The 16,968-nt window shown below is 67.7% G+C and carries 19 protein-coding genes and 1 pseudogene; 10 read left to right on the forward strand and 10 right to left on the reverse strand.

What is annotated here, in order from left to right; translation table 11 throughout:
• The first annotated feature begins 16 nt into the window (after positions 1 to 16).
• Together ABD357_RS32320 and ABD357_RS32325 are read left to right on the forward strand one after the other, a co-directional pair.
• Positions 17 to 598 (forward strand): winged helix-turn-helix domain-containing protein, encoded by a 582-nt coding sequence (locus tag ABD357_RS32320; protein ID WP_344394573.1) that lies wholly within the window; start codon positions 17 to 19, stop codon positions 596 to 598.
• A 242-nt stretch (positions 599 to 840) separates the two neighbouring features.
• Entirely contained in the window at positions 841 to 2,232 is a 1,392-nt protein-coding gene (locus ABD357_RS32325) for a serine hydrolase domain-containing protein (RefSeq protein WP_344394574.1), read from the forward strand.
• A gap of 117 nt (positions 2,233 to 2,349) precedes the next feature.
• On the opposite strand, the gene ABD357_RS32330 is transcribed toward ABD357_RS32325, so the two are convergent.
• Positions 2,350 to 2,802, reverse strand: a complete 453-nt coding sequence (locus ABD357_RS32330; RefSeq protein WP_344394575.1) for a GNAT family N-acetyltransferase — start codon at positions 2,800 to 2,802, stop codon at positions 2,350 to 2,352.
• Positions 2,803 to 2,811: 9 nt separating this feature from the next.
• A complete protein-coding gene (locus ABD357_RS32335; protein ID WP_344394720.1) occupies positions 2,812 to 2,976 on the reverse strand; it encodes a hypothetical protein in 165 nt (54 codons plus the stop codon).
• Here ABD357_RS32335 and ABD357_RS32340 point away from each other — a divergent pair.
• Positions 2,900 to 3,301: pseudogene (locus ABD357_RS32340) on the forward strand (MFS transporter); the annotation flags it as partial. The gene ABD357_RS32335 and the pseudogene ABD357_RS32340 sit on opposite strands and share 77 nt — an antisense overlap.
• Positions 3,302 to 3,332: 31 nt before the next feature.
• Here ABD357_RS32340 and ABD357_RS32345 read toward each other — a convergent pair.
• Positions 3,333 to 4,202, reverse strand: coding sequence for a GNAT family N-acetyltransferase (locus tag ABD357_RS32345; protein WP_344394576.1), 870 nt, complete (start codon positions 4,200 to 4,202; stop codon positions 3,333 to 3,335).
• Positions 4,203 to 4,207: 5 nt separating this feature from the next.
• On the reverse strand, positions 4,208 to 4,744 hold the full coding sequence (locus ABD357_RS32350; protein WP_344394577.1) for a DUF2269 family protein: 537 nt from the start codon (positions 4,742 to 4,744) through the stop codon (positions 4,208 to 4,210).
• Positions 4,745 to 4,820: 76 nt separating this feature from the next.
• Here ABD357_RS32350 and ABD357_RS32355 point away from each other — a divergent pair, with 76 nt between their 5' ends.
• Both ABD357_RS32355 and ABD357_RS32360 read left to right on the forward strand, forming a co-directional pair.
• Positions 4,821 to 5,453, forward strand: coding sequence for an HAD family hydrolase (locus tag ABD357_RS32355; protein ID WP_344394578.1), 633 nt, complete (start codon positions 4,821 to 4,823; stop codon positions 5,451 to 5,453).
• A 401-nt stretch (positions 5,454 to 5,854) separates the two neighbouring features.
• Positions 5,855 to 7,339 carry a globin domain-containing protein gene (locus ABD357_RS32360; RefSeq protein WP_425585097.1) on the forward strand — a complete coding sequence of 495 codons (1,485 nt, stop codon included), beginning with the start codon at positions 5,855 to 5,857 and terminating at the stop codon, positions 7,337 to 7,339.
• Positions 7,340 to 7,368: 29 nt separating this feature from the next.
• On the opposite strand, the gene ABD357_RS32365 is transcribed toward ABD357_RS32360, so the two are convergent.
• The 5 genes from ABD357_RS32365 to ABD357_RS32385 all read right to left on the reverse strand — a co-directional run bounded on the left by ABD357_RS32365 (position 7,369) and on the right by ABD357_RS32385 (position 11,079).
• Positions 7,369 to 7,851, reverse strand: coding sequence for an NUDIX domain-containing protein (locus tag ABD357_RS32365; RefSeq protein ID WP_344394580.1), 483 nt, complete (start codon positions 7,849 to 7,851; stop codon positions 7,369 to 7,371).
• Between the two features lie 42 nt (positions 7,852 to 7,893).
• On the reverse strand, positions 7,894 to 8,799 hold the full coding sequence (locus ABD357_RS32370; protein ID WP_344394581.1) for a LysR family transcriptional regulator: 906 nt from the start codon (positions 8,797 to 8,799) through the stop codon (positions 7,894 to 7,896).
• Between the two features lie 217 nt (positions 8,800 to 9,016).
• The gene (locus tag ABD357_RS32375; RefSeq protein WP_344394582.1) at positions 9,017 to 10,156 is read right to left on the reverse strand and encodes a cystathionine gamma-lyase; all 1,140 of its coding nucleotides are present in this window, start codon (positions 10,154 to 10,156) and stop codon (positions 9,017 to 9,019) included.
• The gene (locus tag ABD357_RS32380; protein ID WP_344394583.1) at positions 10,153 to 10,692 is read right to left on the reverse strand and encodes a low molecular weight protein-tyrosine-phosphatase; all 540 of its coding nucleotides are present in this window, start codon (positions 10,690 to 10,692) and stop codon (positions 10,153 to 10,155) included. Before ABD357_RS32380 ends, ABD357_RS32375 begins: the two co-directional genes overlap by 4 nt.
• A gap of 9 nt (positions 10,693 to 10,701) precedes the next feature.
• Entirely contained in the window at positions 10,702 to 11,079 is a 378-nt protein-coding gene (locus ABD357_RS32385; protein WP_344394584.1) for a phage holin family protein, read from the reverse strand.
• Positions 11,080 to 11,127: 48 nt separating this feature from the next.
• On the opposite strand from ABD357_RS32385, the gene ABD357_RS32390 reads away from it, so the two are divergent.
• From ABD357_RS32390 to ABD357_RS32405, 4 genes are all read left to right on the forward strand, one after another.
• Complete coding sequence (locus ABD357_RS32390; RefSeq protein ID WP_033321271.1) at positions 11,128 to 11,445, forward strand: cupin domain-containing protein; 318 nt, start codon at positions 11,128 to 11,130, stop codon at positions 11,443 to 11,445.
• A 160-nt stretch (positions 11,446 to 11,605) separates the two neighbouring features.
• The gene (locus ABD357_RS32395) at positions 11,606 to 11,818 is read left to right on the forward strand and encodes a DUF5326 family protein (RefSeq protein WP_344394585.1); all 213 of its coding nucleotides are present in this window, start codon (positions 11,606 to 11,608) and stop codon (positions 11,816 to 11,818) included.
• Between the two features lie 345 nt (positions 11,819 to 12,163).
• Positions 12,164 to 12,877, forward strand: coding sequence for an IclR family transcriptional regulator (locus ABD357_RS32400; RefSeq protein ID WP_425585105.1), 714 nt, complete (start codon positions 12,164 to 12,166; stop codon positions 12,875 to 12,877).
• A gap of 99 nt (positions 12,878 to 12,976) precedes the next feature.
• A complete protein-coding gene (locus tag ABD357_RS32405) occupies positions 12,977 to 13,417 on the forward strand; it encodes an SsgA family sporulation/cell division regulator (protein WP_344394586.1) in 441 nt (146 codons plus the stop codon).
• Between the two features lie 30 nt (positions 13,418 to 13,447).
• Here ABD357_RS32405 and ABD357_RS32410 read toward each other — a convergent pair whose 3' ends face one another.
• Complete coding sequence (locus ABD357_RS32410) at positions 13,448 to 14,872, reverse strand: YibE/F family protein (RefSeq protein WP_344394587.1); 1,425 nt, start codon at positions 14,870 to 14,872, stop codon at positions 13,448 to 13,450.
• 221 nt (positions 14,873 to 15,093) lie between these two features.
• Here ABD357_RS32410 and thiC point away from each other — a divergent pair, with 221 nt between their 5' ends.
• Positions 15,094 to 16,914, forward strand: a complete 1,821-nt coding sequence (gene thiC, locus ABD357_RS32415) for a phosphomethylpyrimidine synthase ThiC (protein ID WP_344394588.1) — start codon at positions 15,094 to 15,096, stop codon at positions 16,912 to 16,914.
• The last annotated feature ends 54 nt before the right edge of the window (positions 16,915 to 16,968 follow it).

Consider the following 16,968-nt stretch of genomic DNA (forward strand, 5'->3'; position numbering starts at 1 on the left):
TAGCAGACTTTGCAAAGTGACTGAAGATGACGTCAACACCCCGGACGACCAGGCAGCCGGCGCCGGCGAAGAATTGCGTGAGCACGAAGTCCGTACGGCCCTGCTGGACCTGCTCGCCGAAGTCGGCACCGTCACGGCGACGGAAGCCGCCTCCCGGCTGGGCTACAGCTCTGGCCTCTGCTCGTTCCACCTACGGCAGCTCGCACGCCACGGATACATCGAAGAGGCCCCCCACCGCGGGGGCCGCGCACGGCCCTGGCGTCTGAGGCAGCACACTCCCGCTGCCGACGGTCCCATGGCGGAGGAGCAGTTCGGCGACTTGGCCCGTGGGCTGGAGGACGAGAGCTGGCAGCGATGGCTGACCCAGCGAGATGAAGCACCGTCCGAATGGCGCCACGACGAAGCCTTCAGCGCCGTTGCCTACCTGACACCTGAAGAGATGAGCCGGGTCGCGAACGTGATCCGACGGGCGCTCGCGCCCTACCAGGACCGCGAACAACGCCCCCTGGCCCGGCCCGACGGCGCCCGGCCGGTGGCCCTCATCACCCGACTGTTTCCCCTGCTTCCCCACACGGCAGACGGCACGGACCAGCAGTGATGAGCCGGCGGCCGTTGGCACCCGCGTGAGGAAATGACACGAGGCTGAGACAGCAGGCAGGCGACACGACGTGAGACAGCCTGAAAACGTCCAGGTCACCGCGTCGCCACATGACACAGCGGCTGAGAACCTACACTCCAGGGCAGACATGCTTGACCTGGTGTCCGCCCCTGCTTGCTTTCGACCCGTCCGTGCTCCTGTCAGCGCTCGACGCCGGGCGACCGGTCGGGTGGACTGGGCTTATGACGACATCTCAGGAAGAGCTGCTGCCCGGTACGCGCCGGGCCCTGCTGCACCGTATTGCCACCGCTCAGGCCGAGGGACGGGCGCCGTCGATGGTGGCGGTGGTCGTACGGGGCGGGGAGGCGGTGTGGCACGGGGCGCGTACCTCAGTGGACGGGCACGGGCCGGACGAGAACGTGCAGTACCGGATCGGGTCGATCACCAAGACGTTCACCGCGGTGCTGGTGCTTCGGTTGCGGGACGAGGGAGTGCTGGACCTCGGCGATCCGCTGGAGAAGTATCTGCCGGACACCGGAGTGGGGGAGTCGACGATCGCCGAACTGCTCGCGCACACGGGCGGGTTGGCGGCCGAGTCGCCCGCGCCCTGGTGGGAGCGCACGCCGGGGTTGCTGCGCCCGGAACTCGCCGATGTGCTGGGCGAACAGCCGTACCGGCACCCCGTGGGGCGGCGGCACCACTACTCGAACCCCGGTTATACGTTGCTGGGCGCGTTGGTCGAGGAGCTGAGGGGCGCTCCCTGGGAGGAAGTTCTGCGGCGTGAGGTCCTCGAACCTCTGGGGCTGCACCGTACGAGCAGCCGTCCACAGGAACCGCACGCGGGCGGCTGGGCCGTGCATCCCTGGGCGGATGTGATGCTGCCGGAGCCCGCCGAGGATCTGGGCCGGATGGCGCCGGCCGGTCAGCTCTGGTCGACCACAGGCGATCTGGCGCGCTTCGCAGCCTTCCTGGCCGAGGGGGACGGCCGGGTGCTGAGTGCGCGGTCGGTGCTGGAGATGCGTACGCCCGCGGCGCCGCCCGAGGCCGAGGAGGTAGCGGCAGGTACGGCGTATGGCCTCGGCATGCAGATTCAGCACCAGGGAGGGCGGATCCTTGTGGGGCATTCGGGGTCCCTACCAGGCTTCCTCGCCGGTCTTGTGATCAGTATCGAGGACGATATGGCCTCGGTCGTGCTCGCCAACTGCACCTCGGGCCCGCTGGTGATGACGGTTGCCGCGGACCTCGTACGCATCGTCGCCGAGGCCGAACCCCGGGTCCCCGAGCCGTGGCGGCCGTTGTCTGAAGTCGACGCATCCGTACTGGAGTTGGCGGGGCCCTGGTACTGGGGCACGCAGGCCTCCGCGCTGCGTCTCACCGCCGAGGGAGGCGTCTCGCTAGGACCCCTGTCCGGCGGTGGCCGTCGCTCGAGCTTCCGGGCCAATGGCGATGGGACATGGACGGGACTCGACGGCTACTACGCGGGCGAGCTATTGCGGGCCGTACGGCGCCCCGACGGGTCGGTGAGTCATCTGGACCTGGGGTCGTTCGTCTTCACGCGGCAGCCGTACGACGAGGGGGCGCCGGTGCCGGGCGGGGTGGATCCGGAGGGGTGGCGCGGCATTCGATGGCCGTAGCGTCGGACGAGCAGCGCCGCGCGACAAGGGCTCCCTTTTCGGCAGGAGCATTCCGCACGACGGGAGGCGTCGTGTTTCACGTGAAACACGATGCCTCAGCGGGATGCATACACCGTCTTAGAGAGGAAGCTTGAAACCCACGTGGGAGGCCGCGAACCCGAGCCGTTCGTAGAACCGGTGGGCGTCCGTGCGGGTGGCGTCGGAGGTCAGCTGGACCAACTGGCAGCCCTCGCACCGGGATTGTTCGACGGCCCACCCGATGAGCCGGGAACCCAGGCCGCTGCCGCGCTCATCGGCGTGAACGCGCACGCCTTCGATGATCGAGCGGGTTGCTCCCTTGCGGGACAGGCCCGGAATGATCGTGAGTTGGAGGGTGCCGACGACGCGGCCTTCGCGTACGGCGACGACAAAGTGCTGGTTCGGGTCGCTGTTCAGGCGGTCCAGCGCGGCCAGGTACGGGGACAGGTCGTCCGGTGACTCGCGCTGGGCGCCCAACGGGTCATCGGCGAGCATGGCGACGATGACCGGGACGTCGTCCGCGACGGCGGGTCGTATCTCTAGGTCTCCCATGGCGGCAGCCTATGCGGGCTCGTCTGGCGATGGCGCGTCCTGGGCGGGCGCGGGTGTGGGTACGTTCACCGTCTCCACGACCCGGACCAGCGGGTTCTCCATGGGCGCCCTCGCCGTCGTACTGGCCATGTTCACGCTCACCGCGCACAACAAGATCGTGGTCGTTGTGACCATCGCGCTGATCGGAGCCCTCGACTTCGCATCCGTGCCCGCCGCTGCAGAAGCGGGTCCTCGACCAGGCACACGGCGCCCCCACGCTGGCCTCGGCTGTGAACATCGGCGCCTTCAACCTCGGCAACGCCCTCTCCGCCTGGCTCGGAGGCCGCGTCATCGCGGCCGGCCTGGGCTATACCGTCCCCCACTGGGTCGGCGCCGCTCTGGCCGCCGCGACTCTCCTGCTCGCCATAGTGTCGGCCGCTCTGGAGCGCCGTGTCGCGTCCCGAGCCCTGTCGTGGCTGCCGCGGAGCCCGCCGGACAGCAGGCCGCCGGCCACCACTGATCCGCGGCCGGGGCAGCCTTCGGCAGAGGTCTCAACCCGCCGCCACCGTCAGCGGAGCGAACCGGCGCGTCCAGTCCCCGGGGAGTTCCGGAATGCCGTACGTCATGACCGCGTTGAAGCCGGCAGAGGCGAGGCCACGGGCCTTGACCCAGGTCAGCAGTTCCTCGTGCCGCACGTCGATATCGGTGCGCAGTGCGTGGGTGGTGGTATGGGCGGCCAGCGAGGCGATGAGTTCCTTCGCAGTCTCCGTGTTCTGGGCGATCAGCGGGCCCACGACTTGGTTGTCCATATTGGGCCAGGCGGCCGCGTACCCGGTGATCCGCCCGTCCTCCTCGGCGACGCGCAGTTGGTCGGCGAAAGCCGGTAGTCGCGTGATCATGTGCGTGCGGTCGGTGCCGAAGACCTCCTGGTCGAGCCGGAGGATCGCGGGAAGATCCTCGGCCGTGGCGGCACGAGTGAGGGCCTCCGGCTCCGAACCGCCGGGCGTGAAATGCCCGCGGACCATCTCTGCCCGGCCCGTGGTTTTGAAGCCCAACCCCTCGTAGAGAGGGCGGCCGTACGGCGTCGCGTGCAGGGTCAGCGGGGTTGTGCCCAGTGCCGCGACGACATGCTGCATCAGACGGCGGCCGACGCCTTGCCGTGCGTGTCGTTCGGCGACCAGCACCATACCGATCGCGGCCAGATCGGGGCGCTCCTGTGGTCCGTACGAGGTCACGACGCAGGCGCTGACGAGACCGCCGTCCGGGTCGTCGATTCCATAACCCCTGCCCGCCGCGAGTAGCAGACCCCACTTGTGCTCCTCACGGGGCCAGCCCCGGTTCTCGGACAAGTCGGCGCAGACGGCGAGGTCACGAGGCGTCAGACGGCGGATGGGCAGGGTGGCGAGGGAAGGAGTCGGCACGCTGGTCAGGCTGTCTGACGGGCGTGCTCGACGTCCACCGATTTCCGGGCAGCTATGCGCAGATTTTGACCACGGCGAGTCAGTCCCCAGGGCTTGAGGACCGAGATGACCGTCATGAAGACATACGCGGACAGTGAGACGATCGGCCCAGCCAAGACTTCGCTGACGTCGGGCAGGGGTCCGCCCGCGGAGACGGCGGCGACCGCGGAGTCGACCCCGGGACGCAGTGCGAAGACTGTGGCGGTCATCGTGGCCAGAGTCAGCCAGAACTTCGTGTAGACCCATCGGTGCCTCGTCAGGCCCCACGGGGTGCCCAGAGACAGCACCAGACCGCTGAGGAACGTAAAGAAGGCCAGGGGAAGCAGGAGCCAGTCGGCGAAAAGCTTCATAGCGCGGACGGAAGCCTCCACGGTCTCTGCGGAACCGGTGGTGGTCGCAGTGATCCCGAGCACGAGCAGGCCGAGCGTGAGCCCGAGCCAGCATGCGGAGGCGGCTACATGGACAACGAGGGTGGCCCGGCGTGCGGGGCGGCTTAGTTTCACGTGAAACACCGTGCCGGGCCGGAACAGCGAAGACGTCTGACAGCGGGAGTAACCCCACGTACTAGCCTCGGCGTACATGGCGAGACTTCATCTCTTCGATCTGGACGGGACGTTGCTGCATGGCAGCTCGGCACCCGTGGAGATCTCCCGGCAACTCGGACTGGAAGCCGAGACAGTGGCCCTCGACAAGGCGATCGGCGCGGGGCGCATAAGCCCACCGGAGTACGCGTCACATGTGCATGCCCTCTGGACGGAACTCACCGAGGCACATGTGGCGGCGACCTTCGCGGGGGCTCCGTGGCTGTCCGGCATTGAAGACGTCTGGGCGGAGATCAGGGGGCGCGGCGACTACTGCGCCGTCGTATCGCTTTCGCCGTCGTTCTTCGTGGAGCGGTTGACGGAATGGGGCGCGCACGCGGCCTACGGTTCACGCTTCCCTGCCGTGCCGTTCACCGAGCCCGTGGATCCGGCGGGGATTCTGAGCGCCGCCGCCAAGGTGCAGATCGCGGACCGACTCTGCGCGGAGTACGGATTGGGGCGTGCGGACTGTATTGCGTACGGCGACTCGATGTCGGACAAGGACCTGTTCGAGGCGGTTCCGGTATCCGTCGCCGTCAATGCGGATCAGCACCTGACGGGTCTGGCCACGCACTCCTATGTGGGACGTGATCTGGTGGATGCCTATCAACTGACCCGGCATTCGCGGTAATTGAAGGAATTGATGTTCGCCCCGCGCAGTTTTGAGCGCAGTGAACTGGGGACTTGTGCGGCGGACCGTGACCGGTAGGGTCGACTCCGGTTCCGGTGTGATGTGTGCGCGTGTCGCGTGCGCGTCCCGCAGGGAACGAGCGCAGGTCAACGCAGCCTAACGGGACGGAGAGATCGAAGACCCGCATTCTCCGTAATGCGGCCAGGGTGTTGGTGAAGGGTGGGACGCTGCCATGACGGTAGTGCGGCCATTGTCACATTCTTGCCTTACTTGTCCGTAGGGTGCGGGATTTCGGGTTTGGATGTGCCCGAATTGGCTGGCGGGACAGAACGGAAAAACAAGCCGTCTGCGGGGGAAAGCAGGCACCTTCCGATCGAGGAAGTGCGCAGACCGACCGAAAGATGTTCGAGGCGAGGCACACCATGGACGCTCCGACCACCACGTCGGCCGACAACGGCACTTCAGGGGGCAGCGGCGAGGGCGGATGGTTCACGCCGCGCAGGCAGCCGGAGCCGCCCGCGGGCGGCGAGCAGGAGACGACCGAGGGCAGCCGTCTGGCCGCGTTGCGCCCCGTGGGCAGGCCCGCGATGAATGGCGGCGAGGCAGCGCAGAAACGAATATCTCCCGTCGCGGAAGCCGGCCCGGCCGACGTCGGCACCACCGAGGCCAGAGCCGACACAGCCAACGCCTCCCCGAGCGACACCCCCACCCCACCGCAGCCGGATCCCCAGCCCCGCGTCCCCGAACAGAGGTCAGCCCCCTCCCAGCCCGCGTCCCCCGACGCCGTCCGCGTCCGACGCACCATGGCCGAGGTGGCCCCCATAGCCGACAAGGTCACCTCGTACTTCTACGCCCTGCTCTTCGTACGCCACCCCGACCTGCGCCCGATGTTCCCGGCCGCGATGGACACCCAGCGGGACCGGCTTCTCAAGGCGCTGCTGACCGCGGCCGAGCACATCGACAACACCGACGTCCTGGTCGCGTATCTGCAGAACCTCGGCCGCGGGCACCGCAAGTACGGCACCCGCCCCGAGCACTACCCGGCCGTCGGCGAGTGCCTCATCGGCTCCCTGAGCCGGTACGCCTCGGCGGTCTGGGACGAGGAGACCGAGGCCGCCTGGGTCCGGACGTATACGACGATCTCGCAGATCATGATCGATGCCGCTGCCGCGGACGAGCTGCTCGCGCCGGCCTGGTGGCACGCCGAGGTCGTCTCGCACGACCTCAGAACCTCCGACGTCGCCGTCATCACGGTCCGCCCCGACCAGCCGTACCCCTTCCTCGCCGGGCAGTACACCAGCCTGGAGACTCCCTGGTGGCCGAGGATCTGGCGGCACTACTCCTTTGCCTCGGCACCCCGCTCCGACGGGCTGCTGTCCTTCCATGTGAAGGCGGTCCCGGCGGGCTGGGTCTCCAACGCGCTCGTGCAGCATGCCCGGCCCGGCGACATCATCCGGCTCGGCCCGCCGGCGGGCTCGATGACCGTCGACCACACCACCGACAGTGGGCTGCTCTGCCTGGGCGGCGGCACCGGGATCGCCCCGATCAAGGCACTCGTCGAGGACGTCGCCGAGCACGGCGAGCGGCGCCCGGTCGAGGTTTTCTACGGCGCCCGCACCGATCACGACCTGTACGACATCGACACGATGCTGCGGCTCCAGCAGATCCACCCCTGGCTCGCGGTCCGCCCGATCGTCGACCAGCAGGCGCATGTCCAGCTCCCCGACGCCATACGGGAATACGGGCCGTGGAACGAATTCGACGCGTATCTCTCGGGCCCACCCGGCATGATCCGCAGCGGCGTGCACACGCTGAGAGACATCGGTATCCCGTCGGAGCGGATACGCCACGACTCGGTGGAGGAACTCGTCGCGGCCGTGAACTGACCCTGCTGCTCACCCGATGAAGCGGAGTGTCAGCCCAGGTCAGGCGCGTGCATCGCCAGTACGCCCTCGATGTTGCCGTCCAGATAGTGCCGCAGCGAAAGCGGTACGAGATGGACAGAAGCAATCCCCACCCGGGTGAAGGGAATGCGTACGATCTCGTACTCGCCGCTTGGCTCGTCGATCTCGGGGCCATGGCGCTGAGAGGGGTCCATCGACTCCAGTCGGCACACGAAGAAGTGCTGTACTTTCACGCCGGTCGCGCCGCCGTCCTCACCGATGTGTTCGACGGTGTCGACGAAACAGGGCACTACGTCGGTGATCTTGGCACCCAGCTCCTCGTGCACTTCACGGTGGAGCGCGTCGACGACGGTCGAATCCTCCGGCTCGACCCCGCCGCCGGGCGTCAGCCAGTAGGGATCCACGCCGGGCTTGGTTCGCTTGATCAGGATCAGGTCATCGCCGTCCAGCAGGACGGCGCGGGCGGTGCGCTTGACCACGGGTCGGACGGTCATGGGAGAAATGTGGCCCGGCTGGTTCCACGTGAAACATCTCCCTCAGGACCAGTCGGTGGCGGCCTGAAGCAACCATTCGTGCGCCCGGGCGATATGCGGCATGGCGAGCGTGCCGGTGCGTACCACCAGGAAGTACGTACGCAGCGGGGGCACCGCGGGTTCGAGCAGTGCCACCACGTCGCCGCACCCCAAGGCCGTCGCGCACAGATAACGGGGCAACACCGCGAGCCCCGCACCGGTGATCGCGCAGGCGAGGACCGCCCGCAGATCGGGGACGATGACAGTGCCCGACGCTGCCGGGCGCGAGTCGAAGACGGCGGCCCAGTAGCGGGCGACGAACGGCAGCGACTCGTGCACCTCCACCACGGGGAAGTTCTCCAGGGCGGGCGCGCCCTCGCACAGCAGCTTGTCGGAGCCGATACGGGCCTCCCAGCGCGGCGAGGCGACCAGGACGTGCTCCTCGTCGCAGAGCGGAGTCGCCGTGAGCAGGGCACCGCGCGGACGGGCCGTACTGATGGCCAGATCGTGATGTCCGGCGGCGAGCCCCTCCAGTGTCTCCTCGGCATTGCCGAAGGAGGCCCGTAAAGCGAGGCCCTGGCCATCCTCTCCGGTCAGCTCCGTCAGCGCGGGCAGGGCGAGCTCGGCGGTGAATTCCGGCGGACCGGCCAAGTGAAGGGTGCGTACGGAAGAGGCTTCGTCGAGGCCGGTCTCGGCGATCTCCACAAGAGCGTCCAGATGCGGGGCGGCCTTGTGGGCGAGTTCGTCGCCGATGGTCGTGGGGGTCACCCCGCGGGCCTGGCGCAGGAAGAGGGGCCGCCCCAGCTGACGTTCCAGCGTGCGGATCTGCGAGGTGACGGCCGGCTGCGAGAGGCCGAGCAGTGCGGCGGCGCGGGTGAAGGAGCCGGCCCGGTGCACGGTCACAAAGGTCCGTAGCAAGGCCAGGTCCATGGTGTGTCGCCCCTCTCTCCAGCCCCACGGCAGCGCTCAACTATAAATAAGTCGATAGGTCTCTGTCGCTACTGTGATTGGACACTGACACAGAGTCAACTAGCCTTGTTCGCGCGGTTCTTCGCGCGCAGAACCGGGACGGTCCGAGCCACGAGGGGGGAGGCTCGGACCGTCCGCCGTCCGTATCCGTGTTGCTGACCGGTTGCTCAGAAAGCCGTCACCGCGCCGACTCGTCGAGGGCACGCAGCACATCCGCCACCAGGTCCTGGGGGTCCTCGGCGCCGGCCGAGAACCGGATGAAGCCCTCCCCGACCGCGTCCCCGCCCCACCGGCCGCGCCGCTCGGCCGTGGACCGTACCCCGCCGAAGCTCGTCGCCTCGTCCACCAGGCGCAGCGCCACGAGAAAACGCTCGGCACGCGCGCGCGTGGGCAACGCAAACGACACCACACACCCGTAGCGCCTCATCTGCTGCGAGGCGATCTTGTACGAGGGGTCGTCGGGCAGTCCCGGATAGCGCAGCCCCGTCACCTCGTCCCGCCCGCGCAGCGCCTCCGCCAGGGCCAGGGCGGTGGCGTTCTGCCGGTCGACGCGCAGCTGGAGTGTGGCGATGGAGCGGTGCGCGAGCCAGGCCTCCATCGGCCCGGGAATCGCTCCGACGATCTTGCGCCAGCGCCTTACGGCTGCCATGGCCGAGGCGTCACCACCAGTGACGTACCCCAGGAGGATGTCCCCGTGCCCGGTGAGCTGCTTGGTGCCGCTGGCCACTGAGAAGTCGGTGCCGAGTTCCAGCGGGCGCTGTCCGAGCGGCGTCGCCAGCGTGTTGTCGACGGCGACCAGGCAGCCGCGCGCGCGTGCCGCCGCGACGAGCCGCCGGATGTCGCACACATCGAGCCCCGGGTTCGACGGGGTCTCGAGCCACAGCAGCTTCGCGCCGTCGAGTACCTCGAGCTGGGCGTCGCCGCCGGTCGGCGCGGTGCGCACCTCGATGCCGTACGCCTCGAGCTGCTCGCGTATGAGCGGCAGCACCTGGTAGCCATCGCTGGGCAGGACGACCGCGTCACCCGCGCACAGCTGCGAGAAGAGGACCGCCGAGATGGCCGCCATGCCGGAGGCGAAGACGAGCGTTTCGACGCCGTCCTGTCCAGGCGCCTCCAGCTCGCCGATGGCGCGCTCAAGGCGGGTCCAGGTCGGGTTCTCGTCGCGGCCGTATGCGTACGGGCCCGTGACCTCGCCAGGCAAGTGGTAATGGGCGGCGAAGACCGGTCCCGGGAGGGTCGGCTCGTGCTTGACGGGGTCGGGCAGCCCGGCCCGCACCGCGCGCGTGCCGTCGCCCGGCCCCGTAAGGGCATCCGTCATGCCGCCTCTCCCTCCACGTGTTCCTGAACCGCGGCGAGCAGACCGACGCTCGCCGCCTCCACCATCTCAAGGCACTCCTCGAAGCCGTCCATGCCTCCGTAGTAGGGGTCGGGTACGTCGAGGTCGTGGCCTGCGGAGTCAGAAGGGGCGTGCGAAGCACCCGTTGAGGGCTGGTCGGGCGACGGGCGGGCGTACGACCGCAGGAGCTGGACCTTCTCCGCGTCCGCGGAGGTCGGCGCGAGGCGTCGCAGCGCCTCCAGATGGCCGCTGTCGAGTGCGATGACCAGGTCGAGCCGGGAGAACCACGAGGCCCGGAACTGTCGGGCCGTGTGGTCGCTGTCGTAGCCGTTCGCCTCCAGGACGGAGACGGTACGCGGGTCGGCGGAGTCCCCCTCGTGCCAGCCGCCGGTTCCGGCGCTGTCCACTTCGATCAGTCCGTCGAGCCCGGCCTCCGCCACGCGCGCGCGGAAGACGGATTCGGCCATCGGGGAGCGGCAGATGTTGCCGGTGCAGACGAAGCACACGCGATAGGGCATCAGGGTCGCTCAGTCCTTGTCGGGGAGGACGACGTTCAGCGCCCAGGAGACGACCGAGATGATCAGGCCGCCCAGGACGGCGGTCCAGAAACCCTCGACATGGAAGCTCAGGTCGAGCTTGTCCGCGAGCCATGAGGTGAGCAGCAGCATCAGGGCGTTGATCACCAGGGTGATCAGGCCGAGTGTGAGGATGAACAGCGGGAAGGTAAGCACCTTCACAATCGGCTTGACCAGGAAGTTCACCAGGCCGAAGAGCAGCGCCACGAGAAGCAGTGTGCCGATCTCCTTGCCCGTGCTGTCGCCGGTCAGGGTGATCTTGTCGAGTATCCAAACGGCGACGGCGAGAGCGCCCGCGTTGGCGATCGTCTTGACTACGAAATTCTTCATGTGTCTGATCGTGGCAGACGAGATCGGTAACGAGTGCGGACGAGGGCGATGAAGGCATTCCGGCTGGACGAACTGGAGGCGGAGCGCGCCGCCAACGACGGTGCGTATCTCCAGTTTCTACGCGAGAAGAACATGTCGGTCGGCCTGTACGCGCTGAACGCGGGCACGCAGGACCCGCAGCAGCCCCACCGCCAGGACGAGGTGTACTTCGTCGTGAGCGGCCGTGCTGCCATCACGGTAGGCATGGAGACGACCCAGGTGGCGCGTGGCAGCGTCGTCTATGTGCCCGCGGGGGTGGCCCACAAGTTCCACCACATCAGCGAGGATCTGCGGGTTCTGGTGGTCTTCTCTCCGCCCGAGAGCTGAGGTCCCGCCTCAGGGTTCCCTAGGGGAACGATCAGGGGAGGACAAGGGGTGCCGGGCCCCCGTCGGAACCCCCGCCGCGCCTAGCATCGAAGGCAGGACATTCGAGACTCGTCGGCACCTCAGCAGAGGGCGGCGGGCAGAGAGACAAGGAACAAGGGCGATGCGTGAAATCTTCGCGGGGATGCCGTGGTGGGTGAAGTGGGTCGCGATGCCGGTCATCGCTCTGGTCGTGTTCGGCGGCGTGATAGCGAGCGTCGTCGGGTTCGTGATCGGCCTGCTCTTCAAGGTGCTGGTGTTCGTGGCCCTGGTCGGCGGACTCATGTATGTCGTACGGAAGTTCATGGCGAGCTCGTCGTCACGAAGCGACTGGTAGAGCGCCTGGTGGAGCACGTCTTACGCGGCGGAAGCGGGCGGAGGGGCTTCCGCCGGGGGTTGCCGACAACGGGTCGGCAATAACAGGAATCAACCATTCCCTCGGGGGAGGGAAGTTTCGGAGCAGGCCGTCCGCGAGCGGTGGCGGGCGGTTAAAGTCCGGAATTCGACGCGGGGTTGATCCCCGCGGGCGGCGCACAGACCCCTCCCGTGACATCTCTGCGCGGGTGGCCCCATCGCGCTTAGGGAGTGCCCCTTGGCCACTGCTGACACCGCAACCCCAGGACCGAACGCCCCCTCGACCGAGCCGAACCCCACGACACTCATCGGATCCGTGCAGCGTGCGATGCGCCTCCTGGAATCCGCCGCCCAACACGAGCACGGGGCTCCCGCCAAGCAGCTGGCCCGCGAGACCCGCCTCGCGCTGCCCACGGCGTACCACCTGCTGCGCACCCTGGCGCACGAAGGCTATCTGCGCCGTGAGAAGGGCCTGTTCTTCCTCGGTGAGGCGGCCGAGCGACTCAGCAGCAGCGCCGCCCGGCAGAAACGTCGCAGCACGGTCATCGACGCGCTCGCGCAGTGGCGTGATTCCATCGGTGTGCCCGTGTACTACGCCGTCTACCGAGAGGGCGAGATCGACGTCCAGTGTGTCGCCGACAGCCCGGCCAATCCGGCGGTCGAGGAATGGGCCGACTTCCGCGAGACCGGACACGCCCACGCGATCGGTCAGTGCCTGCTGTCCCAGCTCGACGAGGAGGCCCGCCGCGACCACCTCGACCGGTATCCCGTGCAATCGATCACTCCGTACACGGTGCGTGACGATCACATTCTGTTGCGGCGCCTCGAAGGGACCAAACGCATGAAGCCCGTGATCGAGCGTCAGGAATACGCGTTGGGGACGGTCTGCGCCGCAATTCCGATCATTGCGGGCACCACGGTCGGCTCGATGGCCATCTCGCTGCCCGCCCACCAGGCGGACCGACTGCTGCCCGCGGCACGGCAGTTGCAGAACGAGATCGGCAGACTGCCAGGGACGCTCGCTCTCTCTATCAGCATCTGAAAACTCACTCCTTGTGATCTGGTGTGTACGTTCAGCAAGATGCCAGCAGTGTCAGGTGGATGGTTCCTGGCCAGTCGACGGCAGACGGCGGGGTAGGCGATGCGCGAGTCAGTAGTACAGGCAGAGATCATGATGAGCTTTCTCGTGTCGGAGGAGCTCTCCTTCCGCATTCCGGTGGAGCTTCGATACGAGACCTGTGATCCCTATGCTGTGCGCCTGACCTTCCACCTGCCCGGCGATGCCCCGGTGACCTGGGCCTTCGGCCGGGAGCTCCTGATCGATGGGGTGGGGCGGCCGTGTGGGGTCGGCGATGTGCACATTGCGCCCGCCGGCTCCGAGGGGTTCGGCGATGTGCTGATCCGGCTCCAAGTGGGCGCCGACCAGGCGCTGTTCCGCTGCGGAGCGGTGCCGCTCGTGGCGTTCCTCGACCGCACGGACAAGCTGGTGCCACTGGGCCAGGAGCACTCCCTTGCCGACTTCGACACGCATCTCGACGAGGCCCTGGACCGCATCCTGGCGGAGGAACAGAGTGCGGGCTGAATCGTACGGTGCTCAGGGTGCCGTAACGCTTCAGCGCTTGCGGCGGCGGCCCTTCCCCCCGAGTACCGGCGTCCTGACGCCCGCCTGCTCCGGTGCTGGCGCCTGCGAAGGCGTCTGCCCTTCAGACGCGGATCCGGGGCGGTCCGCCGAGACCACGAGAGCGGCCAGGGCCGTAGTGACCGGTACGGATGCGACCAGGCCGATCGAGCCGACGAGCGTACGCACGATCTCCTCGGCGACCAGCTCACTGTTGGCCACCGTTCCCACGCTGCTCTGAGCGATCGAGAACAGCAGCAACAGGGGCAGCGCGGCGCCCGCATACGCGAGGACGAGCGTGTTGACGACGGACGCGATGTGGTCCCGGCCGATACGGATGCCCGCGCGGTAAAGCCCGCGTCGGCCCATCGACGGATTAGCCGCGTGCAGCTCCCAGACCGCCGATGTCTGTGTCACCGTCACATCGTCGAGTACACCGAGCGAACCGATGATGACGCCCGCGAGCAGCAGACCGCTCATGTCGATGCTCGGATACAGGCCATGGATAAGACCGGTGTTGTCATCCGTGTTGCCAGTGAGCGCGGACCAGCCGATGAACAGTGAGCCGAGCACCCCGATCAGCAGCAGCGAGAGCAGTGTTCCGAGCACCGCGACCGACGTTCGGGCGGACAGTCCGTGGCAGGCGTAGAGCGCGATCAGCATGATCGCGCTCGCCCCGACGACCGCGACGACCAGGGGGTTCGAGCCCTGCAGGATCGCAGGCAGCATGAAGAACGTCAGGAGGAGGAAGCTGACGGCCAGCGAGATCAGCGCCATGACACCGCGCATCCGGCCCACCACGACCACGGCGAGCGCGAAGATCCCTGCGAGCAGCGCCATCGGGAGCCTGCGGTTCACGTCGGTGACCGAGTACTGGAGGTCCCTGGGAGCGTCGGGCGCGTACGCCACGATCACATCCTGCCCCTGGCTCAGCTGCCGAGACGAGTCCGGCTGGACGATCTCCGTGAAGGTACGGCCCTTGTCCTTGCCGGTGTCTACCCGGACCGTCGCCTTCTTGCAGGTGCCGTTCGCCTGCTGCTGAGCGGAGGAGCCCTCCGCGGTCGACGTGTCGCCGGTCGGGGTGCCCCCGGAGGCGTTGACGGACTTGCAGTCCACCTCGTCGACCTTGGTCACCGTGGCCTCTTGAGTCTGCCGGTCGAAGCCCACGCCGGTGCGTTCGTGGGGTGGGGCGCCTCCTGGCCACAGCACGGCCAGGCCTACGACGACCGCCGTGGCGAAGGGAATCAGCACCGCGGCGATGACCTTGCGCAAGTGTTTGGACACGGGGGCTGGAGGACCATGACCATGGCTATGCGCATGGCTGTGGCCATGACCGTCACCAGAGCCGTGGTTGTCGCCAGGGCCGGGCCCGTGTGGCGGTTCGGACGGGGGAAGCGGGGGCTGATGCGTTGTAGTCACCGACCGATCATCGCAAGAACGAAGGGGGCCCACTGTTCAGCACGCCCAATATGACGCTAGCGTGGAGGGACCTTTTGCACACGCGGGAGCTCGGAGCACCGGGCTGAGAGGGCGCTGACCTCCGTCCCAGCGATGTTTCACGTGGAACATCGCCGTACGGAAACCGCTGCGTCGACCGCTGAACCTGTTACCGGGTAATGCCGGCGTAGGGAGTAGGTCTCATGACCAACAAGGACGTACGCACGCCTGCCTCCAGCCAGACGGACGAGGAACCTGCCTCGTCCGGGAACGGCGAGGCCGGAAAGTCCATCGGCTGGCACAAGGCATATGTCGAGGGCTCGCGCCCCGACCTACGAGTGCCGGTCCGTCAGGTGCACCTCACCAACGGGCAGTCAGTCACCCTGTACGACACCTCCGGCCCGTACACCGATCCAACCGTCGAGACCGATGTCCGCAGGGGCCTGGCGCCACTGCGCGAGAACTGGATTACGGCCCGCGGCGACACCGAGGAATACGCGGGCCGTCCCATCCGCCCCGAGGACGACGGAATCAAGCACACATCGCCGCGTGGCGGACTGCGCAACCTCGATGCCGTCTTCCCGGGACGTCCGCGCCAGCCGCGCCGGGGCCGCAGCGGTACGGCCGTCACACAACTCGCGTACGCACGACGTGGCGAGGTCACACCAGAAATGGAGTTCGTGGCGGTCCGCGAGAATGTCGACCCCGAGGTCGTACGTGAGGAGATCGCCGCGGGACGGGCCGTTCTGCCCGCGAACGTCAACCACCCGGAGATCGAGCCGATGATCATCGGCAAGCGGTTCCTGGTAAAGGTAAACGCCAACATCGGCAATTCGGCGGTGACCTCCTCCATCGAGGAGGAGGTCGAAAAGATGACCTGGGCGACCCGTTGGGGTGCCGACACGGTCATGGACCTGTCCACCGGCCGGAACATCCACACCACCCGGGAGTGGGTGCTGCGCAACTCCCCCGTCCCCATCGGCACGGTGCCGCTCTACCAGGCGCTGGAGAAGGTCGACGGCCGTGCCGAGGAGCTGACCTGGGAGATCTACAAGGACACGGTCATCGAGCAGGCCGAGCAGGGCGTGGACTACATGACTGTGCACGCGGGCGTGCGCCTGCCGTACGTACCGCTCACCGCGAACCGCAAGACCGGCATCGTCTCGCGTGGCGGCTCGATCATGGCGGCCTGGTGCCTGGCGCACCACAAGGAGTCGTTCCTCTACGAGCACTTCGAAGAGCTGTGCGAGATCCTGGCCGCCTACGACGTCACGTACTCGCTCGGCGACGGGCTGCGGCCCGGCTCGATCGCGGACGCCAACGATGCAGCCCAGTTCGCGGAGTTGAGGACTCTCGGGGAACTCAACACGATCGCCAAGCGTTTCAACGTACAGACCATGATCGAGGGCCCGGGACATATCCCGATGCACAAGATCAAGGAGAACATCGACCTTCAGCAGGAGATCTGTGATGAAGCTCCGTTCTATACGCTCGGCCCGCTGACGACGGACGTCGCGCCGGCGTACGACCACATCACCTCCGGCATCGGTGCCGCGATGATCGCCTGGTGGGGCACCGCCATGCTCTGCTATGTCACGCCCAAGGAACACTTGGGCCTGCCCAACCGTGACGACGTCAAGACGGGCGTCATCACCTACAAGATCGCCGCCCACGCAGCCGACCTCGCCAAGGGGCACCCAGGTGCGCAGGAATGGGACGACGCGCTGTCCGACGCCCGCTTCGAGTTCCGCTGGGAGGACCAGTTCAACCTGGCCCTCGACCCCGACACGGCCCGAGAGTTCCATGACGAAACCCTCCCGGCCGAGCCTGCCAAGACGGCTCATTTCTGCTCGATGTGCGGGCCGAAGTTCTGCTCGATGAAGATTAGCCAAAGCATCACAGAGCAGTTCGGCGGTACGGCGGCTGCGGGGGCCTCGCCCGAGGAGGTCGCTGAGGGGATGCTGCAGAAGTCGAAGGAGTTCGCGGCTAGCGGGAACCGGGTGTACCTGCCGCTTGCGGATTGATGCGTGTTCCGGCGCTGTCCTTCGATGCGGGGCAGCGCCGGGCACTCGGCTCCT

Source organism: Streptomyces vastus (assembly GCF_039532825.1).
Taxonomy (GTDB): Bacteria; Actinomycetota; Actinomycetes; order Streptomycetales; family Streptomycetaceae; genus Streptomyces; species Streptomyces vastus.